Source organism: Kocuria sp. NBRC 114282, from assembly GCF_030268385.1.
GTDB classification, from domain to species: Bacteria; Actinomycetota; Actinomycetes; order Actinomycetales; family Micrococcaceae; genus Kocuria; species Kocuria palustris.
Genome location: NZ_BSQO01000006.1, coordinates 103,588 through 126,103 on the forward strand (window position 1 = coordinate 103,588; position 22,516 = coordinate 126,103).

A 22,516-nucleotide genomic window follows, 5' to 3' on the forward strand; every position below is an offset into this window, starting at 1 on the left:
GAGCAGGTCGGCTCAGCGCACGGGCGCACCTGGCCCCAGGGGAAGCCCGAGCATCCACCAGGCGAGGAACAGCAGCGTCCAGGAGAGGGTCATGCACACCGCCAGTGGCAATGTATAGGAGGCCAGGGTCCCGATCCCGGCTGATCGCCGGTACTGCTGCAGGAACCCCAGGGCCAGGACGAAGTAGGGACTCATGGGTGTCACGGCCGTTGAGCCCGAGTCCGCGATTCGGAACAGAGCCTGCGTGGTCTCCGCTGGGACTTCCACGAGCATGAGCATCGGCACGAGCACCGGGGCAGTGATGGACCACATCGCCGAGCCGCTGGTGATCAGGATGTTCACCACGGACAGCAGCCCCAGCACCAGCAGGAAGACGACAGGGATGGGGATGCCGGTGGAGTCGAGCAGAGCAGCGGACTCCACCGCGATCACGTCGCCGATGTATGACCACTCGAAGTAGGCCAAGAACTGTGCGATCGCGAAGAACAGGACCAGGACCGGGGCGATCTGTTTCACGCCCGAGGTCATCATCGCCGGCACGTCTTCCCACGCAGTGATCTCGCCGCTGAGCCAGCCGTAGACCATGCCTGCCAGGGCGAAGAGCATACCAACCAGAACGCCGATCCCATCCAGGAACGGCGAGTCCGTCAAGGACCCGCCCTCGCCGCGCAGCGGGGAGCTGGCAGGCAGAAGCAGAATGGTCGTCACGATCAGCACAGAGATCACTGCCAGGACTGCGATGATCATGGCCTTGGTCTCCCTGCCGCTCAGGCGCAGCGAGGTCTCGTCCACGTCGGCTTCCGGATCCGGATCGAGGTCTGGCCGGCGGGCCAGCACGAGATTGGTCACGAGTGTGATCACAAGTGCTAGAAGCAAGCTCGAGGCGATGTTGAAGAACCAGTTGCTCAGCGGGGAGACGTAGGCCTCCGGGTCGATGATCTGGGCTGCCTCGGTCGTGATCCCTGCGAAGATCACGTCATTCGGAGTCGGGATGGGGCTGGCATCGTAGCCGGAGGCGATCGAGGTGTAGGCGACGACGATGCCCAGGATCGGGGATCGACCGACAGCGCGGAATGCCACGGCCCCCAGCGGGACCAGGATGGCGTAAGCAGCGGCGCTTGCCACGTGGGACATCGTGCCCGTGAAGGCAACTGCGAAGACGACCAGGAAGGCAGGGACCCGGGAGATCGTGACCCGCATCAGGCCGTTCAGGAACCCGGTGCCCTCTGCCACGGCAACACCCATCATGACCACGACGATCGTCGCCATCGGGCCGAATTCGGCGAAGTTGCCGATGGCCGTGGACAGCGCCATGGACAGGCCTTCGACGCTCAGCAGATTGCGAACGACGACCTCTTTGCCGTCGCTGGGGGAGATCACCGAGACGCCCGACGCGGACATGATCGCGCTGACGACAGCCAAGATCGCGGCCAGGATCCAGAACAGCCAGAACGGATGGGGCAGGGCGTTGCCGATTCGCTCGATGACGCCCAGGATGCGCAGCACGCGGGGCAGCTTGTCGCCGTCGCGCTGTCGCTCGGAGAGATTGGCAGTGGTCATGATGGATTCACCTCGGCAGTCGGTAGTGATTCAGGGTGTTCCAGAGCAGGTCGGTGGCTTCGACGCTGTGGGTCGTGGCACCTCCGCCCGAGTAGGCGTCGGCTCCTGGCCAGGTATGGCCGCCTCCCTGCACCCGCACGTGCGTGACTTCTGCTCCGCGGTGGCAGCCTCGGTGCCTGTCGATCTCGATGTCCGCGGCGGGGGAGCTCGTCGTGACGGCGCCGCGGCAGCCATTGCGCTCGGCCCAGGCGGCCGTCCAACCGGGGATCGACGGGAGTCCTCGGGCCGGATCGCCGTCGTAGGGGATGGTTGCGTCAGCCGTGCCGTGCATCTCGACCACGGGCACCGGACGAGACGGCGAGCACTCCCGATGGCCGGTCGCGTAGAAGGCCCCGGCCACTGGAGCGATTCCCGTGATCCGCTGCGAGCGCTCGCAGGCCAGGATTCCGACGAAGCCCGCGCCGTTGGACTTCCCGGTCGCGTAGACCCGTGAGGTGTCCAGACACAGATCTCCCTCGAGCTGATCGAGCAGGTCGTCTACGAAGGCCAGGTCATCGACTCCTTCGGCCGAATAGGGGGCTCCCTCCCAAGCCTGGCGTGGATCCTCGAGGCTCCCGGGGACGCCGTCGGCGTAGACGACGACGGCCGGCAGGTGGTCCAGTCCCGAGAACTCCTGGGTCTCGGCGGCAGTGCTGCCTCGGCCGTGGAAGACGAGGACCACGGGCCAGGTCTTCTGGGCGCTGTAGCCCTCAGGCAGGTGCTGGATGTAGGTGCGCTCGAGCCCTCCGCTGCGAACAGAGCCCGGCTGGGAGCCCGCGGCAGTCTCCTGCTCGGAGGGGGCCCTCCGATCCTTCGCGCATCCGGCGGAGGATCCGGGTATGTCGCTCTGAGCGCGGGGCTGCTGGGGTCGGAGGTCCTGGGGGTCGAGCCCGTCGATCGAGCCCGTCGCGCTGACGCTGGGAGCCATGGACATGCCGATCAGCAGCACGAGGGCGGCGGCGCGTGCGGCGATCCTGGGGGATCCGGACATGAGGGAACTCCTGTTCGCTGATGGGGCTGAGAGGACGAAGCAGACGGCTGCGAGGTCGGCGTACGCGGTCGGCGGAAGGCTCTGGAGGGGCCTGTTCGGACGCATGAGGGTGCACAGGATCGCGGACGGGGCCGCGACGACGGCCCGTCCTTAGGTCCTGCGGATGCTGCTGTGGGTCAGGGGAAAGGGAGCGTGAGGCTCGTCAGAGCTGAGCCCAGCGGCCCAGGAAGTCGCAGATCCTCTCGGTGATGGTCTCGATCAGCTCGGCGCCGAGCTGCTCGGTAGCCTGCCGGGGGTCGCCAAGCACGCCGTTGGGCGTCAAGTCGTCCCAGGAGCGGGTCAGGGTGGGATGGGAGACGCTGCGGGCCAGGGCGCTGAGGGGGTCGAGATCCTCGGGACGCGTGGGGCCAGGCTCGAGCAGATCGCGGCGCACCAGGTCGGGTGCCACCTCGAGCATCTGGGCGGTCTCGGCCTCACCGCAGTGCCCGTGCACCGCGCTCACTCCGGCGGAGCGCACGATGTCCGCGGCTACAGAGGTCAGCGGGGTCCAGGCGAACTCCAGATCGGGATCGGATGCCAGCAGGTCCTGGGCGATCGTCGTGAGGCTGGCGTTGTTCCCGCCGTGCCCGGTCACGACCAGGATTCGGTGGAAGCCCTGACGGTGCAGACCCACTGCGATCTCGCGGACCAGCGCCGTGAAGGTCCGCGTAGTGAGGCTGACCGTGCCGGGGAACCCGAGATGGTGGGGAGAGACGCCGATCGGCAGCGTGGGGCCCAGCACGGCGTCGTCCGGAAGCCTGCTGACCACACGCTCGGCCACGGCGTCGGCGCGATAGGTATCGGTTCCGAGCGGCATGGCCGGACCGTGCTGCTCGAGGGCTCCCACGGGCAGCACGACGATCCGGCCGGCCTGCGCGCTGGCTGCGGCCTCAGCGGAGGTCATCTCCGCCAGGCGGGTGGCTGTGGGGCTCATCGCTGCTCGCCTCCGTCAGCATCCTGCGGATCCGCAGGGGCCGAGGTGGCGATGGCATCGCGAATGCCCTGCAGATGAGCGCGCGTCAGCTCGGCGGCGCGATCGGCGTCGCGCGAGCGCACGGCCTCGAGGATCTCGAGGTGCTCGGCATAGTCGCGCTCGCGGTCATCGAAGCGCAGGCGGATCTCCATCTGCTCGCCCATGCGCTGCGACAACAGGGCTTCGATGGTTTGCTCGAGCAGCGGATTGCCCGTGCAGGCAGCCAGCTGGGTATGGAAGTGCAGGGCGGGGCGGGCCCTTCGCGGCGGATCCACGAGAGCATTGGAGGCTGACTGGGTCAGCAGGCTCAGACCCTCGCGGGTGCGGTGCTCGGCCGCGCGGGCGGCGATAGGCGGCTCGAGGGACAGTCGGGCATCGGCCAGCTCGAGGATGCTGCGCAGGGTGATCGGCGGCTGGTGGGGGTTGCTCATGACCGAGCGGGTCAGGCCATCGGCGACGTAGACGCCGCTGCCGTGGCGCATCTCGACCACGCGGGCGGCCTCCAGGCGCCGGAGGGCCTCCCGGATCGTCGGCGTGGTGACCTCGAAGCGCTCGGCGAGGGATCGGGAGGGCTCCAGGGAGTCGCCGGGCTGCAACTGCGAGGCATGGATGTGCTCCACGATCGACTGCGCCAGGCGCTCGGAGAGGGATGTGATGTGCGGCATGAAAGTGACTAAATCACTTTCCGTGAGGTGAGGCAAGTCACCTTTCGCATTGACGACCCGCAGCGGAACGTCGCAGCGGCATATGACAGCGGCGGGGGCCGCGGTGATCGGGAATCGCCACGGCCCCCCGTCGTCTGCGAAGGCGACTCAGAAGGTCAGCAGCAGCTTCCCCTGGGTCCTGCGGGATTCGAGGTCGCGGTGCGCCTGAGCGGCGTCGTCGAGGGAATAGGTGCCGCCCACGCGGATCTTCAGGCCGTCCTCGATGGCCTCGAACATCTCGCGGGCCCGCCACTGCCGCTCCTCCTCGGTGTGCATGTAGGCGTTGAGCGACGGGCGGGTCACGTACAGCGAGCCCATGGCGTTGAGGCGCTGCAGGTCGAACGGGGGGACCTGCCCGGACGACCCGCCGAAGAGCACGACCATGCCGCGCAGGTGCACGGCGGCCAGGGACTCGTCGAAGGTCGTCTTGCCCACCGAGTCGTAGACCACGTCGGCGCCGCGGCCGCCGGTGATCTCCTCGACGGCATCGGCGAAGCCCTCGTAGGGCAGGACATGATCGGCGCCCAGCGATCGGGCGGTGTCGGCCTTCTCCTGGCTCGAGGTCAGCCCGATCACGGTGGCGCCCTGGCGCTTCATGAGCTGGATGGCGACGCCGCCCACGCCGCCGGCGGCGGCGGTGATCACGGCGGTGGTCTCCGGGCCGACCGGGAAGGTCGAGCGGGTCAGATAGTGGGCCGTGAAGCCCTGCAGCGGCAGCGCGCCCGCGGCATCGTCGGAGACGGACTCGGGCACCACCACCACGCGATCGGCATCGACCACGAACTTCTCGGCGTAGGTGGCCCGGCCCTGCGAGGTCGTGATCCGCTGCCCGACCTGCAGGGAGTCGACGCCCTCGCCCAGGGCGATGACTTCGCCGCTTCCCTCGGTGCCCGGGGTGAAGGGCAGCTCGACGTCGTAGACGCCCTCGCGCTGGTAGGTCTCGATGAAGTTGACCCCGGTGCGGCGGGTGCGCACCAGGACCTCTCCGGGTCCCGGGACCGGATCCTCGACCTCGCTGACGGTGAGGACCTCCGGGCCCCCGTGCTGCGTGAGGGTGATGGCGCGCATGCTGGTCTCCTTCTCTCGGGGCGGACGGAAGCCGCCGGTCGGTGCGTTCCTGACCACCGAGCCTAGTCTTCGCCGCCGCGCCGAGTGCATAAATATCGACATACCTGCATAATCTTGCGTAGGATGTCCGCATGACCTTCACCGCAGCAGTCTCAGGAGCCAGCGGCTACGCCGGGGGAGAGGTGCTTCGTCTGCTGATGCAGCATCCCCAGGTGGAGATCGGCGCCGTCGCGGCGCACTCCAGCGCCGGTCAGCGGCTGGGCTCGCTGCAGCCGCACCTGCACGGGCTCGCCGATCGGATCATCACGGACTCGAGCCTCGAGCAGCTGGCCGGGCACGACATCGTCGTGCTCGCCCTGCCGCACGGCGCCTCGGCCGAGATCGCGGCCCAGCTTCCCGAGTCGACCATCGTGATCGACGCCGCGGCCGATCACCGGCTCGAATCCGCCGAGGCATGGGAGCAGTTCTACGGCAGGGCGCACGCCGGGACCTGGCCGTACGGCCTGCCCGAGATGATCGTGGCCCCGGACGGCACCCGGCAGCGCACCCGACTGGCGAAAGCGAGCCGCATCGCGATCCCCGGGTGCTATCCCACCGGCTCCCAGCTGGCCCTGGCGCCGCTGGCCGCGGCCGGGCAGATCGAGCTGCAGGACATCGTGATCGTGGCGGCCTCCGGCACCTCGGGGGCGGGGCGATCGCTGAAGCCGCACCTGCTGGCCGCGGAAGTCATGGGCGGCATGTCGCCCTACGGCGTGGGCGGCGTGCACCGGCACACCCCGGAGATCGAGCAGGGCCTGGGCTGGGCCTCGGGCCGCAGCGACGTCGCGGTCTCGTTCACCCCCACCCTGGCGCCTATGCCCCGCGGCATCCTCACGACCGCCACGGCCCGGATCGCCGAGGGCGCCGGTGCGCAGTCCGTGCGCGAGGCGCTGGAGGAGGCCTATCGCGACGAGCCCTTCATCCATCTGCTGCCCGAGGGGCAGTGGCCCACCACCCAGGCCGTCCTGGGCTCGAACCACGTCCAGATCCAGGCGGCCGTCGATGCCCGCGTGGGGCGCGTGATCGTCAGCTGCGCGCTGGACAACCTCGTCAAGGGCACGGCCGGCGGAGCCGTGCAGTCCATGAACATCGCCCTGGGCCTGCCCGAGCAGACCGGGCTGACCCAGCAGGGAGTCGCACCGTGAGCACCGTCCACCCCTCCCAGGACCCGGCGGCCGGGCTGAGCGTCGACACCTCCCGCGGCGTCACCGCAGCCGCTGGATTCCGCGCCGGCGGCGTGACCGCCGGATTCAAGGCCTCCGGCGGCGACGACCTGGCCGTCGTGATCAACGACGGCCCCAGCGCGGCCGCCGCCGCTGTGTTCACGTCGAACCGCGTGGCCGCGGCTCCCGTCCACTGGTCGCGCCAGGTCGTCGCCGACGGCGCCGCCCGCGCGGTGACCCTCAACTCCGGCGGAGCCAATGCCTGCACGGGCCCGCAGGGCTTCCAGGCCTCGCACGAAACGGCCGAGCTGGTCGCCGAGGGCCTTCAGGTCGGCGCCGGCGACGTGGTCGTGTGCTCCACCGGACTGATCGGCGTGCAGCTGCCCATGGGCGTGATGCGCGCCGGCATCCCCGAGGTCCTGGCCGATTCCGCAGCGGATGAGGCGGCCGGGCTGCGCGCGGCCCGGGCGATCATGACCACCGACACCGTGCCCAAGCAGGCCGCGCACACGAGCCCCGAGGGCTGGAGCGTGGGCGGGATGGCCAAGGGCGCGGGCATGCTCGCCCCGGGACTGGCCACCATGCTCGTGGTGCTCACCACCGACGCCGAGGTCCGCCCGGAGGTCCTGCAGCGCAGCCTGCGCGAGGCCTGCGCCGTGACCTTCGACCGCGCCGACTCCGACGGCTGCATGTCCACCAACGACACCGTGACCCTGCTGGCCTCGGGGGCCTCCGGCATCAGCCCCGACGAGCTCGAGCTCACCCGTGCGCTGAGCGCCGTGTGCCACAGCCTGGCCCAGCAGCTGATCACCGATGCCGAGGGCGCCGCCCACGACATCGCGATCACCACCATGGGCGCCGCCTCCGTGGTCCAGGCCGAGACGGTCTCGCGCACGGTGGCCCGCTCGAACCTGTTCAAGACCGCGGTCTTCGGCAACGACCCCAACTGGGGCCGGGTCCTCTCGGCCGTGGGCACGACCGATGCCGAGTTCGATCCGGACGAGCTCGACGTCTCCATCAACGGCGTCATGGTCTGCCGCGGCGGGATGATCGGCGACCCCCGGGAGGGCGTGGACCTGGCGTCGTCGCGAAAGGTCGAGGTCGTCGTCGACCTGAAGGCCGGGGCGCACGAGGCCACGATCTGGACCAACGACCTGACCCACGACTACGTCGAGGAGAACTCGGCGTACTCGTCCTGAAGCCGCCCGAGCCGAACCCCTCCCAGGAGACACCCGATGACCGCACCGAACGACCGCATCACCGCCGCGCGCGCCAAGGCCGGCGTGCTCATGGAGGCGCTGCCGTGGATCAGCCGCTTCTCCGGGGCGGTCATGGTGTTCAAGTACGGCGGCAACGCCATGGTCTCGGAGCCGCTGCGCCAGGCATTCGCCGCCGACATGGTCTTCCTGCGCGAGGTGGGGATCTGCCCCGTCGTCGTGCACGGCGGAGGGCCGCAGATCAATCGCATGCTCGAGCGGCTGGGGATCGAGTCCGAGTTCCGCGGGGGTCTGCGCGTCACCACGGCCGAGGCGATCGACGCCATCCGCATGGTCCTCACCGGCCAGGTCCAGCGCGAGCTCGTCTCCCTGCTCAATGCCACCGGCCCGTACGCCGTGGGGATCTCGGGGGAGGACGCATCCCTGCTCAACGCGGTGCGCCGCGGGACGGTCGTCGACGGCCAGGAGGTGGACCTGGGGCACGTGGGCGAGATCGTCTCCGTGAACCCCGAGCCGCTGCGCGAGCTGATCCAGGCCGGGCGCATCCCGGTGATCTCCTCGATCTCCCCGGAGGTCGACGCCCACGGCCGCTTCACCGGCGAGGTGCTCAACATCAACGCCGACACCGCAGCCGCCGCGGTCGCCGTGGCGCTGGGCGCGGAGAAGCTCGTGGCGCTGACCGATATCGAGGGCCTGTACTCGGACTGGCCGGATCGCAGCTCGCTGATCTCGTCGCTGACCGACTCCGAGCTGCGCGAGCTGCTGCCCAGCCTGCAGTCCGGGATGATCCCCAAGATGGAGGCGGCGCTCACCGCTGTGGAGGGCGGGGTCCCGCGGGCCACGATCGTCGACGGGCGCGAGGCGCACTCGGTGCTGCTCGAGATCTTCACGGACGAGGGGATCGGCACCGAGGTCCGCCCCGACGGCACCGCGCCGGCAGCCGAGCGGCCTCTGCGCCGGCATCCGGAACCGGTCGGCGTCGCCACCGCGGAGATCGATCGCGTCGTCCTGGGATCCGGTGCGGGGAAGCACCCGACCGGCGAGGAGGCCGCGCAGGGCTCCTCCGGCGCAGGACGCAGCGCGCAGACCGTCGGCGCGGCGGAGACCGCCCCGACCGAGACCACCACGACGGAGGACCCCGAATGAGCCGCACGCACTCTGCCCAGGACGCCTCCGCGGAGGCCCTGCTCGAGCAGTACTCCCAGCACCTGATGAACGTCTTCGGCCCGCCCCAGGCCGTGCTCGCCCGCGGTGAGGGTGCTGTCGTGTGGGACGCCGACGGCAACCGCCTGCTGGATCTGCTGGGCGGGATCGCCGTGAACGCGCTGGGCCACGCCCACCCCGCCTGGGTGCGCGCCCTCTCGGAGCAGGCGGCCGCCCTGGGCCACATCTCCAACTTCTTCACCTCGCCGCAGCAGATCGAGCTGGCCAAGAAGCTGCTGGAGCTGACCGGGGCGCCGGAGGGCTCGCGGGTCTTCTTCGCGAACTCCGGCTCGGAGGCCAATGAGGCCGCCTTCAAGCTGGCCCGCCGCCAGGGCCACGAGGTCCCCGGCCCGGACGGTCCCCGCACGCGGATCCTGGCCCTGGAGGATTCCTTCCACGGACGCACGGCCGGCTCGCTGGCCATGACCGCCAAGAAGGCCTACCGGGAGCCGTTCGAGCCGCTGCCGACCGGCGTGGAGTTCCTCGCTCCCACGCTCGAGGCGCTGGAGGCCGCCGTCGACAACACCGTCAGCGCCCTGATCGTGGAGCCCGTGCGCGGCGAGGCCGGCGTGCGACCGCTGCCCGAGGGATGGCTGCGCCGGGCTCGGCAGCTCACCCGCGAGCACGGGGCGCTGCTGATCGTCGACGAGGTCCAGACGGGCGTCGGGCGCACGGGGCAGTGGTTCGCCAGCTCGGCGGAGCTCTCGGGTGCCGATGCCCCGGATGCCATGACGCTGGCCAAGGGGCTGGGCGGAGGCTTCCCGATCGGGGCCATGATCACCTTCGGCGAGCACGCCTCCGGTCTGCTCGGCCCTGGCCAGCACGGTACGACCTTCGGCGGCAACCCGCTGGCCACCGCGGTCGGTCTGGCCACGCTCACGACGATCGAGGACGAGCAGATCCTGCAGAACGTCCGTTCGGTGGGTCAGCATCTGGCCGACGGACTGCGCGCGATCGACGGCGTCGCCGAGGTCCGCGCCCACGGGCTGCTGATCGGCATCGACCTCGAGCCGATCGATCGTTCGGCATCGCAGACCGCCGCTCTGGCCCCGGCCGTCGTGGCGGCGGCCCGCCGCGCGGGATTCATCGTCAATGCCCCGGGGCCGCTCACGCTGCGCCTGGCCCCGCCGCTGATCCTCAGCGCAGAGCAGGCCGACGAGCTGCTCGAGGCGCTGCCCTCCATCCTCGACGCGGCCCGCGAGGCCGTGCTCAGCGCTCCGGGCGCCTGAGCCTTCCGCCTCCGCCCGTCGGCCCCACCTTCCTTCCGAGAGGACGCCTCATGCCACGCCACTTCCTTCGCGACACGGATCTGAGCCCCGCCGAGCAGGCGGAGGTCCTGGACCTGGCCCTCGAGCTCAAGGCCGACCGGTGGCGCCATCGCGCGCTGGCGGGGCCGCAGACCGCGACCGTCATCTTCGACAAGACCTCCACCCGCACGCGCTACTCGTTCGCCACGGGCATCGCGGATCTCGGGGGATCGCCCCTGGTCGTGAATCCGGGGGAGGCGCAGCTGGGGGTCAAGGAGTCGGTCTCGGACACCGCCCGGGTCATCTCCCGGATGGCGGGGCTGATCGTGTGGCGGACGTACGACCAGGCCGGTCTCGAGGAGATGGCGCAGCACTCCCACGTCCCGGTGATCAACGCACTGTCGGACGAGTACCACCCGTGCCAGATCCTGGCCGACCTGCTCACGATCCGCGAGCACTTCGGCGAGCTGGCCGGGCGCAGCTTCGCGTACCTGGGCGATGCCGCGAACAACATGGCCAACTCGTACCTGCTGGGGATGGCCACCGCCGGCATGCACGTGCGCGTCGCGGGCCCGGCCGGCTACCTGCCCGAGGAGTCGATCGTGGCCCGGGCGCGCGAGCTCGCCGAGCTCACGGGCGGCTCGGTGCTCGTGACCGAGGATCCCGCCCAGGCGCTCGCCGAGGCCGATGTGGTCTGCACCGACACCTGGGTCTCCATGGGCCAGGAGGACCAGAAGGACGCGCGCGCCGAGGTCTTCCGCCCGTACTCGATCGACACCGCGGCCATGGACCAGGCCGCCCCCGAGGCCGTGTTCATGCACTGCCTGCCGGCCTACCGCGGCAGCGAGGTCTCGGCCGAGGTCATCGACGGCCCGCGCTCGCTGGTCTTCCAGGAGGCCGAGAATCGGCTGCACGCCCAGAAGGCGCTGATGGTCTGGCTGCTGGCAGCCTCGGGGCAGTACAGCCTCGAGACGGGCGAGATCACCCTGCCGGAGCTGGGCTGATGAGCATCCCGGCCACCAAGATCGCCCGCCAGGCGCGCATCGTCGCCCTGCTCAGCTCCGGCTCCGTGCACTCGCAGGCCGAGCTCGCCGAGCTGCTGGCCCGCGACGACCTGCAGGTCACGCAGGCCACGCTCTCGCGCGATCTCGTCGAGGTCGGGGCGGTGCGCGTGCGGGACTCGTCGGGCTCGCTGGTCTACGCCGTGCCGCCGGCCTCCGGCGAGGTCGCGGGACCGGACGGCTCCGCCGGACCCGACGCCCGCCTTGCCGGTGTGTGCCGCGAGCTGCTGGTCACCGCCGAGTCCTCCGGCAACCTCGTCATGCTCAAGACCCCGCCGGGGGCCGCGCAGTACTTCGCCTCGATCATCGATCAGGCCGCTGTCCAGCTCGTCCTGGGTACCATCGCCGGGGACGATTCGATCATGGTCGTCAGCCGCGACCCCTCCGGGGGCGCCGAGCTGGCGGAGTTCTTCCTGCGGCTGGCGGGAGGCGACTGACGCGCGCGAGCGCCCGGATCCGGATCGGACCTGCACCTCCTTTCGCACGGAGCCGGGCCGTCGGGCCCGCTCCTGCGTCCGGTGACGGACGCACCGAGCCAGAAGGCCCCCATACGTGACGAACCTCGCGACACTGCTCACCGACTCCGCCCGCCGAGCCCCCGAGTCCCCGGCCCTGCGCCTGGGGGAGCTGAGCCTCAGCTACGGGCAGCTCGACGCGCTGTCCGCGGCGTTCGCCCAGCGGCTGCACGAGGCAGGTGTGGGCGTGGGGGATCGTGTCGCCCTCGTGGCGCCCAACGCGCCGCAGATGCCGGTCGCGTACTACGCCATCCTGCGCCTGGGCGCCGTCGTCGTCCCGCTCAGCCCGCTGCTCAGCGCTCGCGAGCTGACCGCTCTGTTCCGCACGGCCGAGCTCAGCGCGGTCGTCGTCCACGACGCGGTGAGCGCACCTGCCGAGCAGGCCTGCGCCGAGCTCGAGCCGTCGGTCCCCCTGCTCCTGCTGGATCAGCAGACCCTCGCCGCGCCGTCGAGAGACCTCGAGGTCCGGGAGCCGGTCGAGCGCGCCGCCGACGACCTCGCGGTGCTGCTGTTCACCTCCGGGACTACCGGCGAGCCCAAGGGCGCCGCCCTGACGCACGACAACGTCACCTCGAACGCGTGGATGACCACCCGCATGTTCAGCTACGTGCCCGAGGACGTGATCCTGGGGGCGCTGCCGTTCTTCCACGTCTTCGGCCAGACGGTGTGCCTGAACGCCCCGGTGGCGGTCGGGGCCTGCATCAGCCTGGTCCCGTCGTTCCAGCCGCGCGCTGTGCTGCAGCAGCTGGGCGAGCACGGGGTGACCCGCGTGATCGGCGTGCCGTCCATGCACATGGCGCTGTGCCAGGTCCAGGCCCGACAGCCGCTCGAGCTGCCGAGCCTGGATTCGGCGCTCTCCGGCGGAGCGGCCCTGCCGGTCGAGGTCCTGCGCCGGTTCGAGCAGCTGTTCGGGATCACTCTCTACGAGGGCTACGGGCTCTCCGAGACCTCGCCCGTCGTCGCGTTCAACCAGCCCGTCGACCAGCGCGTCCCCGGCTCGATCGGCACCCCCGTGGAGGAGGCCCGCGTGGCGATCCTCGACGACGACGGCCGTGAGCTGCCGCGCGGCGAGATCGGGGAGCTGGCGGTGGCCGGTCGCTATGTCATGGCCGGGTACTGGAAGCAGCCCGAGCTCACCGCGGCGGCCTTCGCCGGCGAGTACTTCCGCACCGGGGACATGGCGCGTCAGGACGAGGACGACCGACTCTGGATCGTCGATCGCAAGAAGGACACGATCCTGCGCAACGGCTACAACGTGTACCCGCGCGAGATCGAGGAGCTGATCTATGAGCACCCCGGGGTCGAGGAGGCCGCGGTCGTCGGTCGCGGCGGGGCGACCACCGACCAGCAGGTCGTGGCCTGCCTGGTGCTGCGCGACGGGGCGCAGGAGGCCGAGGTGATCGAACAGCTGCGCGCCACCATGCGCCAGTCGCTGGCCAGCTACAAGCGCCCGCAGGCCTACAAGGTCGTCGACGCGCTGCCCAAGGGCTCGACCGGCAAGATCCTCAAGCGGGAGATCGACCCGAGCTGATCAGGGGCGGGCCGAAGCGCACTTTCCGCCGTGCTCAGGCGTGCTCGTCGAGCAGCGGGATCACGTTCTCGCGACCGAACTCCTGGGCCACGGCCCGAGCCGGCTGGAAGCCGGTGTCCTGCCCGGCCCCTGCCTCGAGGAGGCGTCGGGTGATGGCCTCGTTGCCGCGGAACACGGCGCAGATCAGGGCGGTGAAGCCCATGTCGGAGACCCGCTCGGTGTCGGCGCCGGCCTCGAGCAGCATCGCGACCGTGTCCTCGTGCTCGTGATAGGCGGCCAGGTTCAGCAGGGTGTCGCCCTTGCCGTTGGTGAGGTTCACCGGCACCCCCGCCTCCAGGGCCTGCCGCAGCTGATCGGTGCTGCCCTCGCGGGCCAGGTCGAACATCTGGTTCAGCAGGGCGAGCTCCTCCTCGCTGAGCTGCGGCGCGCCCTGCCCCGTCTGAGGTGAGGCTCCCGCCGGGGACTGGCCTTCGGCGTCGGGGGAGGATGGGCTCGTGCTGTGCTCGGACATGGTGCTCCTTGGCGGGGTCGGGGCGCCGACTGCGAGATGATGGCGGTCAGAGGCCGCCCGCGGTCGTGCTCGGGGATCGACCACCCAGTATCCCGCCTGCCGACGCGCCCCGGCAATGCATAAATACAACACGCTGTGTATAGTCATGCACAGAAGACCTGAAGCATCGAACCTCTCAAGGAGACACTCATGACCGAGCGCGTCGTACTCGCCTACTCGGGCGGCCTGGACACCTCCGTCGCCATCGGCTGGATCGGCGAGGCCACCGGGGCCGAGGTCGTGGCCGTGGCCGTGGACGTCGGACAGGGCGGCGAGGACCTCGAGGCCATCCGCCAGCGCGCGCTGGACTGCGGCGCCGTGGAGGCCGTGGTCGCCGATGCCCGCGACGAGTTCGCCGAGCAGTACTGCATGCCGGCGCTGAAGGCCAACGGCCTGTACATGGACTCCTACCCGCTGGTCTCGGCCGTCTCGCGCCCCGTGATCGTCAAGCACCTGGTGGATGCGGCCAAGCAGTTCGGCGCCACCACCGTCGCCCACGGCTGCACCGGCAAGGGCAACGACCAGGTCCGCTTCGAGGTCGGCATCCAGACCCTGGGCCCGGACCTCAAGTGCATCGCCCCGGTGCGCGACCTGGCGCTGACCCGCGAGAAGGCCATCGACTACGCCGAGCGCAATGACCTGCCGATCGTGACGACCAAGAAGAACCCCTTCTCGATCGACCAGAACGTGTGGGGCCGCGCCATCGAGACCGGCTTCCTCGAGGACATCTGGAACGGCCCCACCAAGGACGTCTACGACTACACCGACGATCCCGCCTTCCCGCCGGCGCCCGATGAGGTCATCATCGGCTTCGAGCAGGGCATCCCCGTCTCGATCGACGGCCGCCCGGTGACCCCGCTCGAGGCCATCCAGGAGATGAACCGCCGCGCCGGCGCCCAGGGTGTGGGCCGCATCGACATCGTCGAGGACCGCCTGGTGGGCATCAAGTCCCGCGAGATCTACGAGGCCCCCGGCGCCATGGCCCTGATCGCCGCGCACCGGGAGCTCGAGAACGTCACCGTCGAGCGCGAGCAGGCCCGGTTCAAGAAGACCGTCGGCCAGCGCTGGACCGAGCTGGTCTACGACGGCCAGTGGTTCTCCCCACTGAAGAAGTCCCTGGACTCCTTCATCGACGACACCCAGCGCTACGTCAACGGCGACATCCGCATGACCCTGCACGCCGGCAAGGCCACCGTCACCGGCCGTCGCTCGGAGACCGCGCTGTACGACTTCAACCTGGCGACCTACGACGAGGGCGACTCCTTCGACCAGTCCCAGGCCCGCGGCTTCATCGAGCTGTTCGGCATGTCCTCGAAGGTCGCTTCGGCGCGCGATCAGCGCCTGGCCGCAGAGGGCAGGTGAGGCTTCGGCTCTGAGCATCCTGGCTCGTCACGGAGGGCGCGGCGGCCCCTCCTCCCTTGACTGCTTCGCTTGACGTCTGCGGGAGGAGGGGCCGCCGCGCCTTCTCCCGTCCGCGACTCCCTCCCGACGACCTCGCGAGGAGCCCCGTGTGCAGACCTTCACCGGATGATGCCCTGCACACGCGGCCCCTCGGGAGGCTGCGACGGCCTGCTTCGGTGACGTGAGGCTGCGAGGCGTCGGCGCGGGGGATGGGCGGTGGGCCCCTTCCGCAGACGTCAAGCGAAGCAGTCAAGGAAGGGGCCCACCGCCCATCCCGTACCAAGTGAACGACGAACCCACACACCTCCAGCCCTAAGCTGGGACCAGTAGACGGAAGCGATCGAGGAGCAGCACCAGTGGCAGAGCACGTCAAGCACGGGACCAACGAGGGCGCGCTGTGGGGAGGCCGCTTCGCCGGCGGACCGGATCAGGCCCTGGCGGCGCTGTCCAAGTCGACGCAGTTCGACTGGCGCCTGGCTCCGTACGACATCGCCGGCTCCCGCGCCCACGCCCGCGTGCTGCACGCCGTGGACCTGCTCACCGACGACGAGCTCGCGGGCATGATCGAGGCGCTCGATCAGCTCGAGGCAGACGTCCGATCCGGGGCCTATCGGCCTGCCGAGTCGGACGAGGACGTGCACGGCTCCCTGGAGCGCGGGCTGATCGAGCGCGCCGGCCCGGAGCTGGGCGGCAAGCTGCGTGCCGGCCGCTCGCGCAACGACCAGATCGCCACCGAGGGGCGCATGTACCTGCGCGATCACGCCTCGATCATTGCCAAGGAGCTGCTGGACGTCGTCCGCGCGCTGGTCCAGCAGGCTGAGGCGCACCCGTTCGCCCCCATGCCCGGGCGCACGCACCTGCAGCACGCCCAGCCGATCCTGCTCTCGCACCACCTGCTGGCCCATGCCTGGGCCATGGTCCGCGACGTCGAGCGCTTCGCGGACTGGGACCGCCGCGCGGCCGTCTCCCCGTACGGCTCCGGCGCTCTCGCCGGGTCCACGCTCGGGCTGGACCCGAACGCCGTGGCCCAGGAGCTCGGTTTCGACTCCGCGGTCCACAACTCGATCGACGGCACCGCCTCGCGCGACGTCTACGCCGAGTTCGCCTGGATCTGCGCCATGCTCTCGGTCGACGTCTCCCGCATCTCGGAGGAGATCACCACCTGGGCCACCAAGGAGTTCTCCTTCGTGACCCTGCACGACTCGTTCTCCACGGGCTCGTCGATCATGCCGCAGAAGAAGAACCCGGACGTGGCGGAGCTCGCCCGCGGCAAGGCGGGGCGCCTGATCGGCGATCTCACGGGCCTGCTGGCCACGCTCAAGGCCCTGCCGCTGGCCTACAACCGCGATCTGCAGGAGGACAAGGAGCCGGTCTTCGACGCCATCGATCAGCTCGAGGTCCTGCTGCCTGCCGTCTCCGGCATGGTCGCCACGTTGAGCTTCCACACCGAGCGCATGGCCGAGCTGGCACCGCGCGGATTCGCGCTGGCCACGGACATCGCCGAGTGGCTGGTCCGCCAGGGCGTGCCCTTCCGCGACGCCCACGAGATCTCCGGCGACGCCGTGCGGGTCTGCGAGCAGCGCGACATCGAGCTGTGGGACCTCACCGACGAGGACTTCGCCGCCATCGACGAGCGCCTCACCCCGCAGGTGCGCGAGGTCCTGACGCTGGAGGGCTCCCTGCGCTCGCGGTCCTCGCAGGGCGGCACCGGTCCCGACGCCGTCGCCGCTCAGCTGGCGGCGCTGAAGGAGCGCCTGGCGGCTCTGGAGGCCTTCGAGAACCGCGCACCCGTCGTCCAGGCCTGAGCGGACGGATGCACGAGAGCGCAACAGCTGATCTGGACCCTCAGCTGCTCGAGCTGCTGCAGCGCCCGGCCCCGGAGGCCGCGCCGCTGCTGCTGGGGTGCCTGCTCACCACCATCACCCCGCAGGGCCGCGTGACCGTGCGCCTCACAGAGGTCGAGGCCTACGGCGGGCCCGCGGACACGGATCTGCCGGACCCCGGAGCGCACACCTACAACGGGCGCACCGCGCGCAATGCGTCCATGTTCGGCCCGGCCGGTCACGCCTACGTGTACTTCACCTACGGGCTGCATCATGCGCTGAACCTGGTGTGCCGACCGCAGGGCATCCCCGGCGGTTGCCTGCTGCGCTCCGGCGAGGTCGTCGAGGGCCAGGAGCTGGCCGTGGCCCGTCGCAGCGCCCGGCGGGCCTCGGAGCCCGCGGCGGTCTCCCTGGCCCGTGGCCCGGGCAACCTCGCCCAGGCCCTGGGGCTCGGCCTGCAGGACGACGGCGCGCCCCTGCGCGGCCGCGCGCACGAAGACGGCGGCCGGCATCTGGTGCTCGCACCGGGGAGCCCTCCGCGGACGATCGTGACGACCCCGCGCACAGGGGTCTCGGGGGAGGGCGGCACGGAGCGGTTCCCGTGGCGCTTCGCCGCCCAGGGCGATCCCACGGTCTCCCCGTACCGTCGTGCGACGCCCAAGAAGCGGCGCACCCGCGGCGGTGGCACTAGCATGGCCGGGTGACTCAGCCCAGCCCTGCTCCCGTGCCCGCCCCGCGACCCGAATCGGTCGAGGAGATGATCGACCGGCTGTGCGCAAAGATCCCGGACTACCCCGAGCCCGGGGTCCTCTTCCGGGATCTGACGCCGCTGTTCGCCGACGGGGCCGCCTTCGCCCGCGCCGTGGACGCCCTGGGTGAGGCCTTCCGGGGGCAGTTCGAGTACGTGGCGGGCATCGAGGCGCGCGGCTTCCTGCTGGCCGGTGCGGTCTCGCGCGCCACGGGCGCCGGCGTGATCCCCATCCGCAAGGAGGGCAAGCTGCCCCGGGAGACTTACCGGGAGAGCTACCAGCTCGAGTACGGCTCGGCCGTGCTGGAGATCCACACCGACGACGTCGCCCGCGGTTCCCGCGTGCTCGTGGTCGACGACATCCTGGCCACCGGCGGCACGCTCGAGGCGAGTGCCAAGCTGCTGCACCGCGCGGGACTGCACATCGCGGGCTTCGGGCTGCTGATGGAGCTGACCGACCAGCGCGGCCGAGGCAAGCTGGGCGGGCACCGCACCCGGGCCCTGTATCGCGTCTGAGAGCCGGGAGGTCCCGCCGCGATCCGCTGAGGGCGGACGACATGAAGCGCTGCGGGCAACCTCCTGTTCATGCCCGGGGGATTAGCATGACTGGTTGCCCGATCGCGGCTGGTCGGGGAGGCGGACGTTTCAAGGAGCACGAGCACATGACGGATGTCGCCAGGAGCAGCGGTGCTGAGACCGGCCTGCCCGACGACCGCGGGCAGGGCCACGGCAGCGCACTGGACGAGCAGCTGGAGATCGAGCAGCGCTACGTCACGGGGCTCTACGACCGCCTGGACGAGCTGCGACGCGAGAAGGCCGATGAGCTGGCGCGCGTGCGCCGCACGGACATGGGCACGGGACATCAGTCCCGCTCGGAGCGCGATGCCTTCGCCACCCACTACGAGGATCGGCTCGCCCAGCTCGAGGCCGTCGACAAGCGGCTGGCCTTCGGACGCCTGGACACCACCGAGACCGGAGAGGCCTCCACGCGCTACATCGGGCGCATCGGCCTGGCCACGGAGGACCACCGACGCCTCCTGGTGGACTGGCGCGCCCGCGAGGCCGCCGCGTTCTACCAGGCCACGGGTCGCAGCCCCATGGGCGTGCGCCGCCGTCGCCACCTGATCCTCGACGGACGCCATGTCTCGGCGATCGAGGACGACGTCCTGGACCCCGAGCTGCTCGACGATGAGTCCGTCCTGCAGGGCGAAGGCGCTCTGCTGGCGGCGCTGAACTCCAAGCGCACGGGTCGCATGACGGACATCGTCGCCACGATCCAGGCCGAGCAGGACCGGATCATCCGGGCCCCTCTGCAGGGCGTGCGCGTGGTCCAGGGCGGTCCGGGCACCGGCAAGACCGCGGTCGCCCTGCACCGCGCGGCGTTCCTGCTCTACGAGCACCGGGAGCGGCTGCGCAAGTCAGGGGTGCTGCTCGTCGGGCCGTCGTCGTCGTTCCTGTGGTACATCGACCGCGTGCTGCCCTCTCTGGGCGAGACGGGCGTGGTGATGTCGTCGCTGGCCGATCTGTTCCCCGGGATCCACGGCGCGCCGGAGCGCGACCGCGAGGTCGCCGGTCTCAAGGCAGGCCTGGAGATGGTCGACGTCATCAAGCAGGCGGTCAAGGACCGGCAGAAGCTGCCCGAGCGCGACCTCGTGCTCACCGTGGACTCGCACCGCGTGGTGCTGACCCGGCAGCTCGCCCGACGGGCCCGGGAGAAGGCCAGGGGCACGGGCAAGCCGCACAACGAGGCCCGCGCGACCTTCGTGAAGATCATCCTGCGCGAGCTCGCCGAGAAGCTGGGGGAGGAGCTCGACGCCTCCTCCGGCAACGCGATCGATCGCTCCTACCTGGTGGAGGACCTGCGCCAGGCCCCCGAGGTGCGCCGGGCCGTGAACCTGCTGTGGCTGCCGCTGTCGGCCGAGACGCTGGTGCGCCAGCTCTTCGCCAAGCGGCGCTACCTCGACTCGGCCTTCCGCCACCTGAGCCCCGCCCAGCGGGACCAGCTCGAGCGCCCGGCCGCCGCTGCGCTGACCGTCTCGGACGTCCCGCTGCTGGACGAGGCCGCCGAGCGCCTGGGGACCCTCGAGGACGCCGGCGTGCGGATCCGCACCGGTGAGGCGGAGCGCGCCAAGGCCACCGAGATGGCCGAGCGGGCGCTCTACAACATGAGCCAGGCCCTCGAGGACGTCGGGGTCGACGGCGTGGTGAGCGCCAGCGACCTCACGGAGTTCAACGAGGAGCAGGAGCACCGGATGACCGCGGCCGAGGCCGCGACCTCCGATCGGACCTGGGCCTACGGGCACGTCGTGGTGGATGAGGCGCAGGAGCTGACGCCCATGCAGTGGCGGGTGCTCATGCGCCGATGCCCCATGAAGTCGTTCACGGTCGTCGGCGATATCGCCCAGGCCGGCTCGGCCTCGGCCGCCGCCTCCTGGGGCGAGGCCCTGGCGCCCTTCGTGGGGGAGCGTTTCAGCCTGGAGGAGCTCACCGTCAACTACCGCACGCCTGAGGCGGTGGCCTCGGTCGCCGCGGCCGTCGCCCGCGCCGCCGGTCAGCACGTGGCCGCTCCGCGGGCGGTGCGCGAGGGGGAGCCGCCGATCATCGCGCAGCTGCCCGCTCAGGCCGACGACGCCGCGATCATGCGCGCGATCGACGACCAGCTCGAGGAGGAGCTCGAGGTCGTCCAGGGCGGTCTCGTGGCCGTCATCGCCCCGGAGGAGCGCGTGCGCGGCATCGGCCGGCATCTCTCCGAGCGCCTGCCCGGCAGGGTGGGCGCGGGTGTGCGCCGGCTGGAGCACCAGGTCGTCGTGCTGTCCACGTGGGATGCCAAGGGCCTGGAGTTCGACTCCGTGGTCCTCGTGCAGCCGCAGGAGATCATCGACGAGTACCGCGGCGTCGGATCCCTGTACGTGGCCATGACCCGTCCCACCCAGAGGCTGCGCACCGTCTCGGCCGGCCCGCTGCCCGCCGGCTACGACGGCGTCCGCGCCTGAAACCCCTTCCGCTTCCGCAACCCGAGAGGTACCCCGACGTGACCCCGACACCCACCACCGCGATCGATCTGGCAGCCCAGCACAACGACCCCGACTTCCCGGGCATCTGGGAGGAGCTGAACTGGCGCGGGCTCGTGCACGTGTCCACGGACCAGGCGGCCCTCCAGGAGCTGCTCGACGGGGAGCCGATCACGTTCTACTGCGGCTTCGACCCCACGGCGGCCTCGCTGCACCTGGGGCACCTGGTGCAGCTGCTGACCATGCGCCGGCTGCAGCTGGCGGGGCACCGTCCGCTGGGGCTCGTCGGCGGCTCGACCGGACTGATCGGCGATCCCCGCCAGACCTCGGAGCGGGTGCTGAACACCCGCGAGGTCGTGGAGCAGTGGGTCGGGCAGCTGCGCGAGCAGATCGAGCGCTTCCTGTCCTTCGACGGCGACAGCGCCGCTCGCATGGTCAACAACATGGACTGGACCGGCGAGATGTCGGCGATCGACTTCCTGCGCGACATCGGCAAGCACTTCCGCGTGGGCACCATGATCAAGAAGGAGATCGTGGCCAAGCGGCTGAACTCGGAGGAGGGCATCTCCTACACCGAGTTCAGCTACCAGATCCTGCAGGGCATGGACTTCCTGAACCTGCACCGCGAGTACGGCTGCATGCTGCAGACCGGCGGCTCGGATCAGTGGGGCAACCTGACCTCGGGCACGGAGCTGGTGCGCAAGGTCGAGGGGACCGCGGTCCAGGCCATCGGCACGCCGCTGATCACCAACTCGGACGGCACCAAGTTCGGCAAGTCCGAGGGCAACGCCATCTGGCTGGACCCCGAGCTGACCTCGCCGTACGCCTTCTACCAGTTCTGGCTCAACACCGCCGACGCCGATGTGCTCGACCGCCTCAAGGTCTTCACCTTCCGCACCAGCCAGGAGATCGCCGAGTTCGAGCGCAAGGTCGCCGAGGAGCCCTTCCGCCGAGAGGCGCAGAAGCAGCTCGCGTGGGATGTCACCGTGCTGGTGCACGGGGCCCAGGCCACCGAGCAGGCGATCGCGGCCTCCGAGGCCGTGTTCGGCAAGGGGGACCTCGGCGCTCTGGACGAGCAGACCCTGGCCGCGGTGATCGGGGAGCTCCCCTCTGCGACCGTGGGTGCTGAGGATCGAGCGCTGATCGACCTGCTCGTGGCCACGGGGCTGTCGACCACCCGCTCCGAGGCGCGACGCACCCTCCAGGAGGGCGGCGTCTCCGTGAACAACCAGAAGGTGCAGGGCATCGAGGCTCAGCTAGAGGACGAGCAGCTGCTGCACGGCCGGTACGCCCTGCTCAAGCGCGGCAAGAAGAACATGGCGGGAGTCGTGCTGGGGGAGTGACCCGAAAGGCACCTTCATGCGGGTGCGCGCCTGGCTCGGCCCCCGAGGCCCGCGGCTGTCTGCCGCGGGGCTCGGGGGCCTCGTCGTGGTCCTCGGCCGGCGGATGAGGGCTTCCTGTGGGGTGCAGCACAAACGGCCCAGATGGTTTGCGGGGGGCGCAGGGGGTGTGTAATGTTCTTCTCTGTCGCCGCGAGCGGCCCGCCGGTTCGAACCGGTGCGGCGCAGCGGCAGGATCACCGATCCGGATGATCCTGCGTCGACACAACCATTGAACGGCTCGATCGAGCAGA

The 22,516-nt window shown here is 70.7% G+C and carries 18 protein-coding genes and 1 pseudogene; 13 read left to right on the plus strand and 6 right to left on the minus strand.

The genetic code is table 11. The annotated features are described in order from the left end of the window. Positions 1-12: 12 nt before the first annotated feature. The 5 genes from QSJ40_RS10660 to QSJ40_RS10680 form a co-directional block, all read right to left on the minus strand. A complete protein-coding gene (locus QSJ40_RS10660) occupies positions 13-1,560 on the minus strand; it encodes an AbgT family transporter (protein ID WP_285730826.1) in 1,548 nt (515 codons plus the stop codon). A gap of 7 nt (positions 1,561-1,567) precedes the next feature. After that, on the minus strand, positions 1,568-2,590 hold the full coding sequence (locus QSJ40_RS10665; RefSeq protein WP_053447594.1) for a CE1 family esterase: 1,023 nt from the start codon (positions 2,588-2,590) through the stop codon (positions 1,568-1,570). A gap of 202 nt (positions 2,591-2,792) precedes the next feature. Then, positions 2,793-3,563, minus strand: a complete 771-nt coding sequence (locus QSJ40_RS10670) for a creatininase family protein (protein ID WP_006214531.1) — start codon at positions 3,561-3,563, stop codon at positions 2,793-2,795. Then, positions 3,560-4,267, minus strand: coding sequence for a FadR/GntR family transcriptional regulator (locus tag QSJ40_RS10675; RefSeq protein ID WP_006214532.1), 708 nt, complete (start codon positions 4,265-4,267; stop codon positions 3,560-3,562). The genes QSJ40_RS10670 and QSJ40_RS10675 overlap by 4 nt, the downstream gene beginning before the upstream one ends. Positions 4,268-4,414: 147 nt before the next feature. Continuing rightward, the gene (locus tag QSJ40_RS10680) at positions 4,415-5,374 is read right to left on the minus strand and encodes a quinone oxidoreductase family protein (RefSeq protein WP_053447592.1); all 960 of its coding nucleotides are present in this window, start codon (positions 5,372-5,374) and stop codon (positions 4,415-4,417) included. 131 nt (positions 5,375-5,505) lie between these two features. On the opposite strand from QSJ40_RS10680, the gene argC reads away from it, so the two are divergent. From argC to QSJ40_RS10715, 7 genes and pseudogenes are all read left to right on the plus strand, one after another. After that, positions 5,506-6,558 carry an N-acetyl-gamma-glutamyl-phosphate reductase gene (gene argC, locus QSJ40_RS10685; RefSeq protein ID WP_285730831.1) on the plus strand — a complete coding sequence of 351 codons (1,053 nt, stop codon included), beginning with the start codon at positions 5,506-5,508 and terminating at the stop codon, positions 6,556-6,558. Continuing rightward, positions 6,555-7,775, plus strand: coding sequence for a bifunctional glutamate N-acetyltransferase/amino-acid acetyltransferase ArgJ (gene argJ / locus QSJ40_RS10690; RefSeq protein ID WP_285730833.1), 1,221 nt, complete (start codon positions 6,555-6,557; stop codon positions 7,773-7,775). Before argC ends, argJ begins: the two co-directional genes overlap by 4 nt. A 36-nt stretch (positions 7,776-7,811) precedes the next feature. After that, positions 7,812-8,717: pseudogene (argB, locus tag QSJ40_RS10695) on the plus strand (acetylglutamate kinase); the annotation flags it as partial. 218 nt (positions 8,718-8,935) lie between these two features. Next, the gene (locus QSJ40_RS10700; protein WP_285730835.1) at positions 8,936-10,225 is read left to right on the plus strand and encodes an acetylornithine transaminase; all 1,290 of its coding nucleotides are present in this window, start codon (positions 8,936-8,938) and stop codon (positions 10,223-10,225) included. A gap of 50 nt (positions 10,226-10,275) precedes the next feature. Next, positions 10,276-11,247, plus strand: coding sequence for an ornithine carbamoyltransferase (gene argF, locus QSJ40_RS10705; RefSeq protein WP_285730837.1), 972 nt, complete (start codon positions 10,276-10,278; stop codon positions 11,245-11,247). After that, positions 11,247-11,741, plus strand: coding sequence for an arginine repressor (locus QSJ40_RS10710; protein ID WP_285730840.1), 495 nt, complete (start codon positions 11,247-11,249; stop codon positions 11,739-11,741). The genes argF and QSJ40_RS10710 overlap by 1 nt, the downstream gene beginning before the upstream one ends. 115 nt (positions 11,742-11,856) lie before the next feature. Beyond that, entirely contained in the window at positions 11,857-13,350 is a 1,494-nt protein-coding gene (locus QSJ40_RS10715; protein ID WP_053447588.1) for a long-chain-fatty-acid--CoA ligase, read from the plus strand. Positions 13,351-13,384: 34 nt separating this feature from the next. Here the strand turns inward: QSJ40_RS10715 and QSJ40_RS10720 are convergent, their stop codons facing one another. Further along, positions 13,385-13,861, minus strand: a complete 477-nt coding sequence (locus tag QSJ40_RS10720) for an ankyrin repeat domain-containing protein (protein ID WP_006214541.1) — start codon at positions 13,859-13,861, stop codon at positions 13,385-13,387. 189 nt (positions 13,862-14,050) lie between these two features. Here QSJ40_RS10720 and QSJ40_RS10725 point away from each other — a divergent pair, with 189 nt between their 5' ends. The 6 genes from QSJ40_RS10725 (at position 14,051) to tyrS (ending at position 22,226) form a co-directional block, all read left to right on the plus strand. Further along, positions 14,051-15,262, plus strand: a complete 1,212-nt coding sequence (locus QSJ40_RS10725) for an argininosuccinate synthase (RefSeq protein WP_285730843.1) — start codon at positions 14,051-14,053, stop codon at positions 15,260-15,262. A 395-nt stretch (positions 15,263-15,657) separates the two neighbouring features. Beyond that, a complete protein-coding gene (gene argH, locus QSJ40_RS10730; protein WP_006214543.1) occupies positions 15,658-17,106 on the plus strand; it encodes an argininosuccinate lyase in 1,449 nt (482 codons plus the stop codon). A gap of 8 nt (positions 17,107-17,114) precedes the next feature. Next, a complete protein-coding gene (locus tag QSJ40_RS10735; RefSeq protein ID WP_024290197.1) occupies positions 17,115-17,828 on the plus strand; it encodes a DNA-3-methyladenine glycosylase in 714 nt (237 codons plus the stop codon). A 53-nt stretch (positions 17,829-17,881) separates the two neighbouring features. Further along, on the plus strand, positions 17,882-18,388 hold the full coding sequence (locus QSJ40_RS10740) for an adenine phosphoribosyltransferase (protein WP_029643733.1): 507 nt from the start codon (positions 17,882-17,884) through the stop codon (positions 18,386-18,388). Between the two features lie 146 nt (positions 18,389-18,534). Next, entirely contained in the window at positions 18,535-20,865 is a 2,331-nt protein-coding gene (locus tag QSJ40_RS10745) for a HelD family protein (protein WP_006214546.1), read from the plus strand. A 38-nt stretch (positions 20,866-20,903) separates the two neighbouring features. Further along, positions 20,904-22,226, plus strand: coding sequence for a tyrosine--tRNA ligase (gene tyrS, locus QSJ40_RS10750; protein ID WP_024290199.1), 1,323 nt, complete (start codon positions 20,904-20,906; stop codon positions 22,224-22,226). The last annotated feature ends 290 nt before the right edge of the window (positions 22,227-22,516 follow it).

Coding starts and splice junctions, on each gene's coding strand:
- QSJ40_RS10660 (WP_285730826.1), bottom strand. CDS start 1,560: ATGACCACTGCCAATCTCTCCGAGCGACAGCGCGACGGCGACAAGCTG.
- QSJ40_RS10665 (WP_053447594.1), bottom strand. CDS start 2,590: ATGTCCGGATCCCCCAGGATCGCCGCACGCGCCGCCGCCCTCGTGCTG.
- QSJ40_RS10670 (WP_006214531.1), bottom strand. CDS start 3,563: ATGAGCCCCACAGCCACCCGCCTGGCGGAGATGACCTCCGCTGAGGCC.
- QSJ40_RS10675 (WP_006214532.1), bottom strand. CDS start 4,267: ATGCCGCACATCACATCCCTCTCCGAGCGCCTGGCGCAGTCGATCGTG.
- QSJ40_RS10680 (WP_053447592.1), bottom strand. CDS start 5,374: ATGCGCGCCATCACCCTCACGCAGCACGGGGGCCCGGAGGTCCTCACC.
- argC (WP_285730831.1), top strand. CDS start 5,506: ATGACCTTCACCGCAGCAGTCTCAGGAGCCAGCGGCTACGCCGGGGGA.
- QSJ40_RS10700 (WP_285730835.1), top strand. CDS start 8,936: ATGAGCCGCACGCACTCTGCCCAGGACGCCTCCGCGGAGGCCCTGCTC.
- argF (WP_285730837.1), top strand. CDS start 10,276: ATGCCACGCCACTTCCTTCGCGACACGGATCTGAGCCCCGCCGAGCAG.
- QSJ40_RS10710 (WP_285730840.1), top strand. CDS start 11,247: ATGAGCATCCCGGCCACCAAGATCGCCCGCCAGGCGCGCATCGTCGCC.
- QSJ40_RS10720 (WP_006214541.1), bottom strand. CDS start 13,861: ATGTCCGAGCACAGCACGAGCCCATCCTCCCCCGACGCCGAAGGCCAG.
- QSJ40_RS10725 (WP_285730843.1), top strand. CDS start 14,051: ATGACCGAGCGCGTCGTACTCGCCTACTCGGGCGGCCTGGACACCTCC.
- QSJ40_RS10735 (WP_024290197.1), top strand. CDS start 17,115: ATGCACGAGAGCGCAACAGCTGATCTGGACCCTCAGCTGCTCGAGCTG.
- QSJ40_RS10740 (WP_029643733.1), top strand. CDS start 17,882: ATGATCGACCGGCTGTGCGCAAAGATCCCGGACTACCCCGAGCCCGGG.
- QSJ40_RS10745 (WP_006214546.1), top strand. CDS start 18,535: ATGACGGATGTCGCCAGGAGCAGCGGTGCTGAGACCGGCCTGCCCGAC.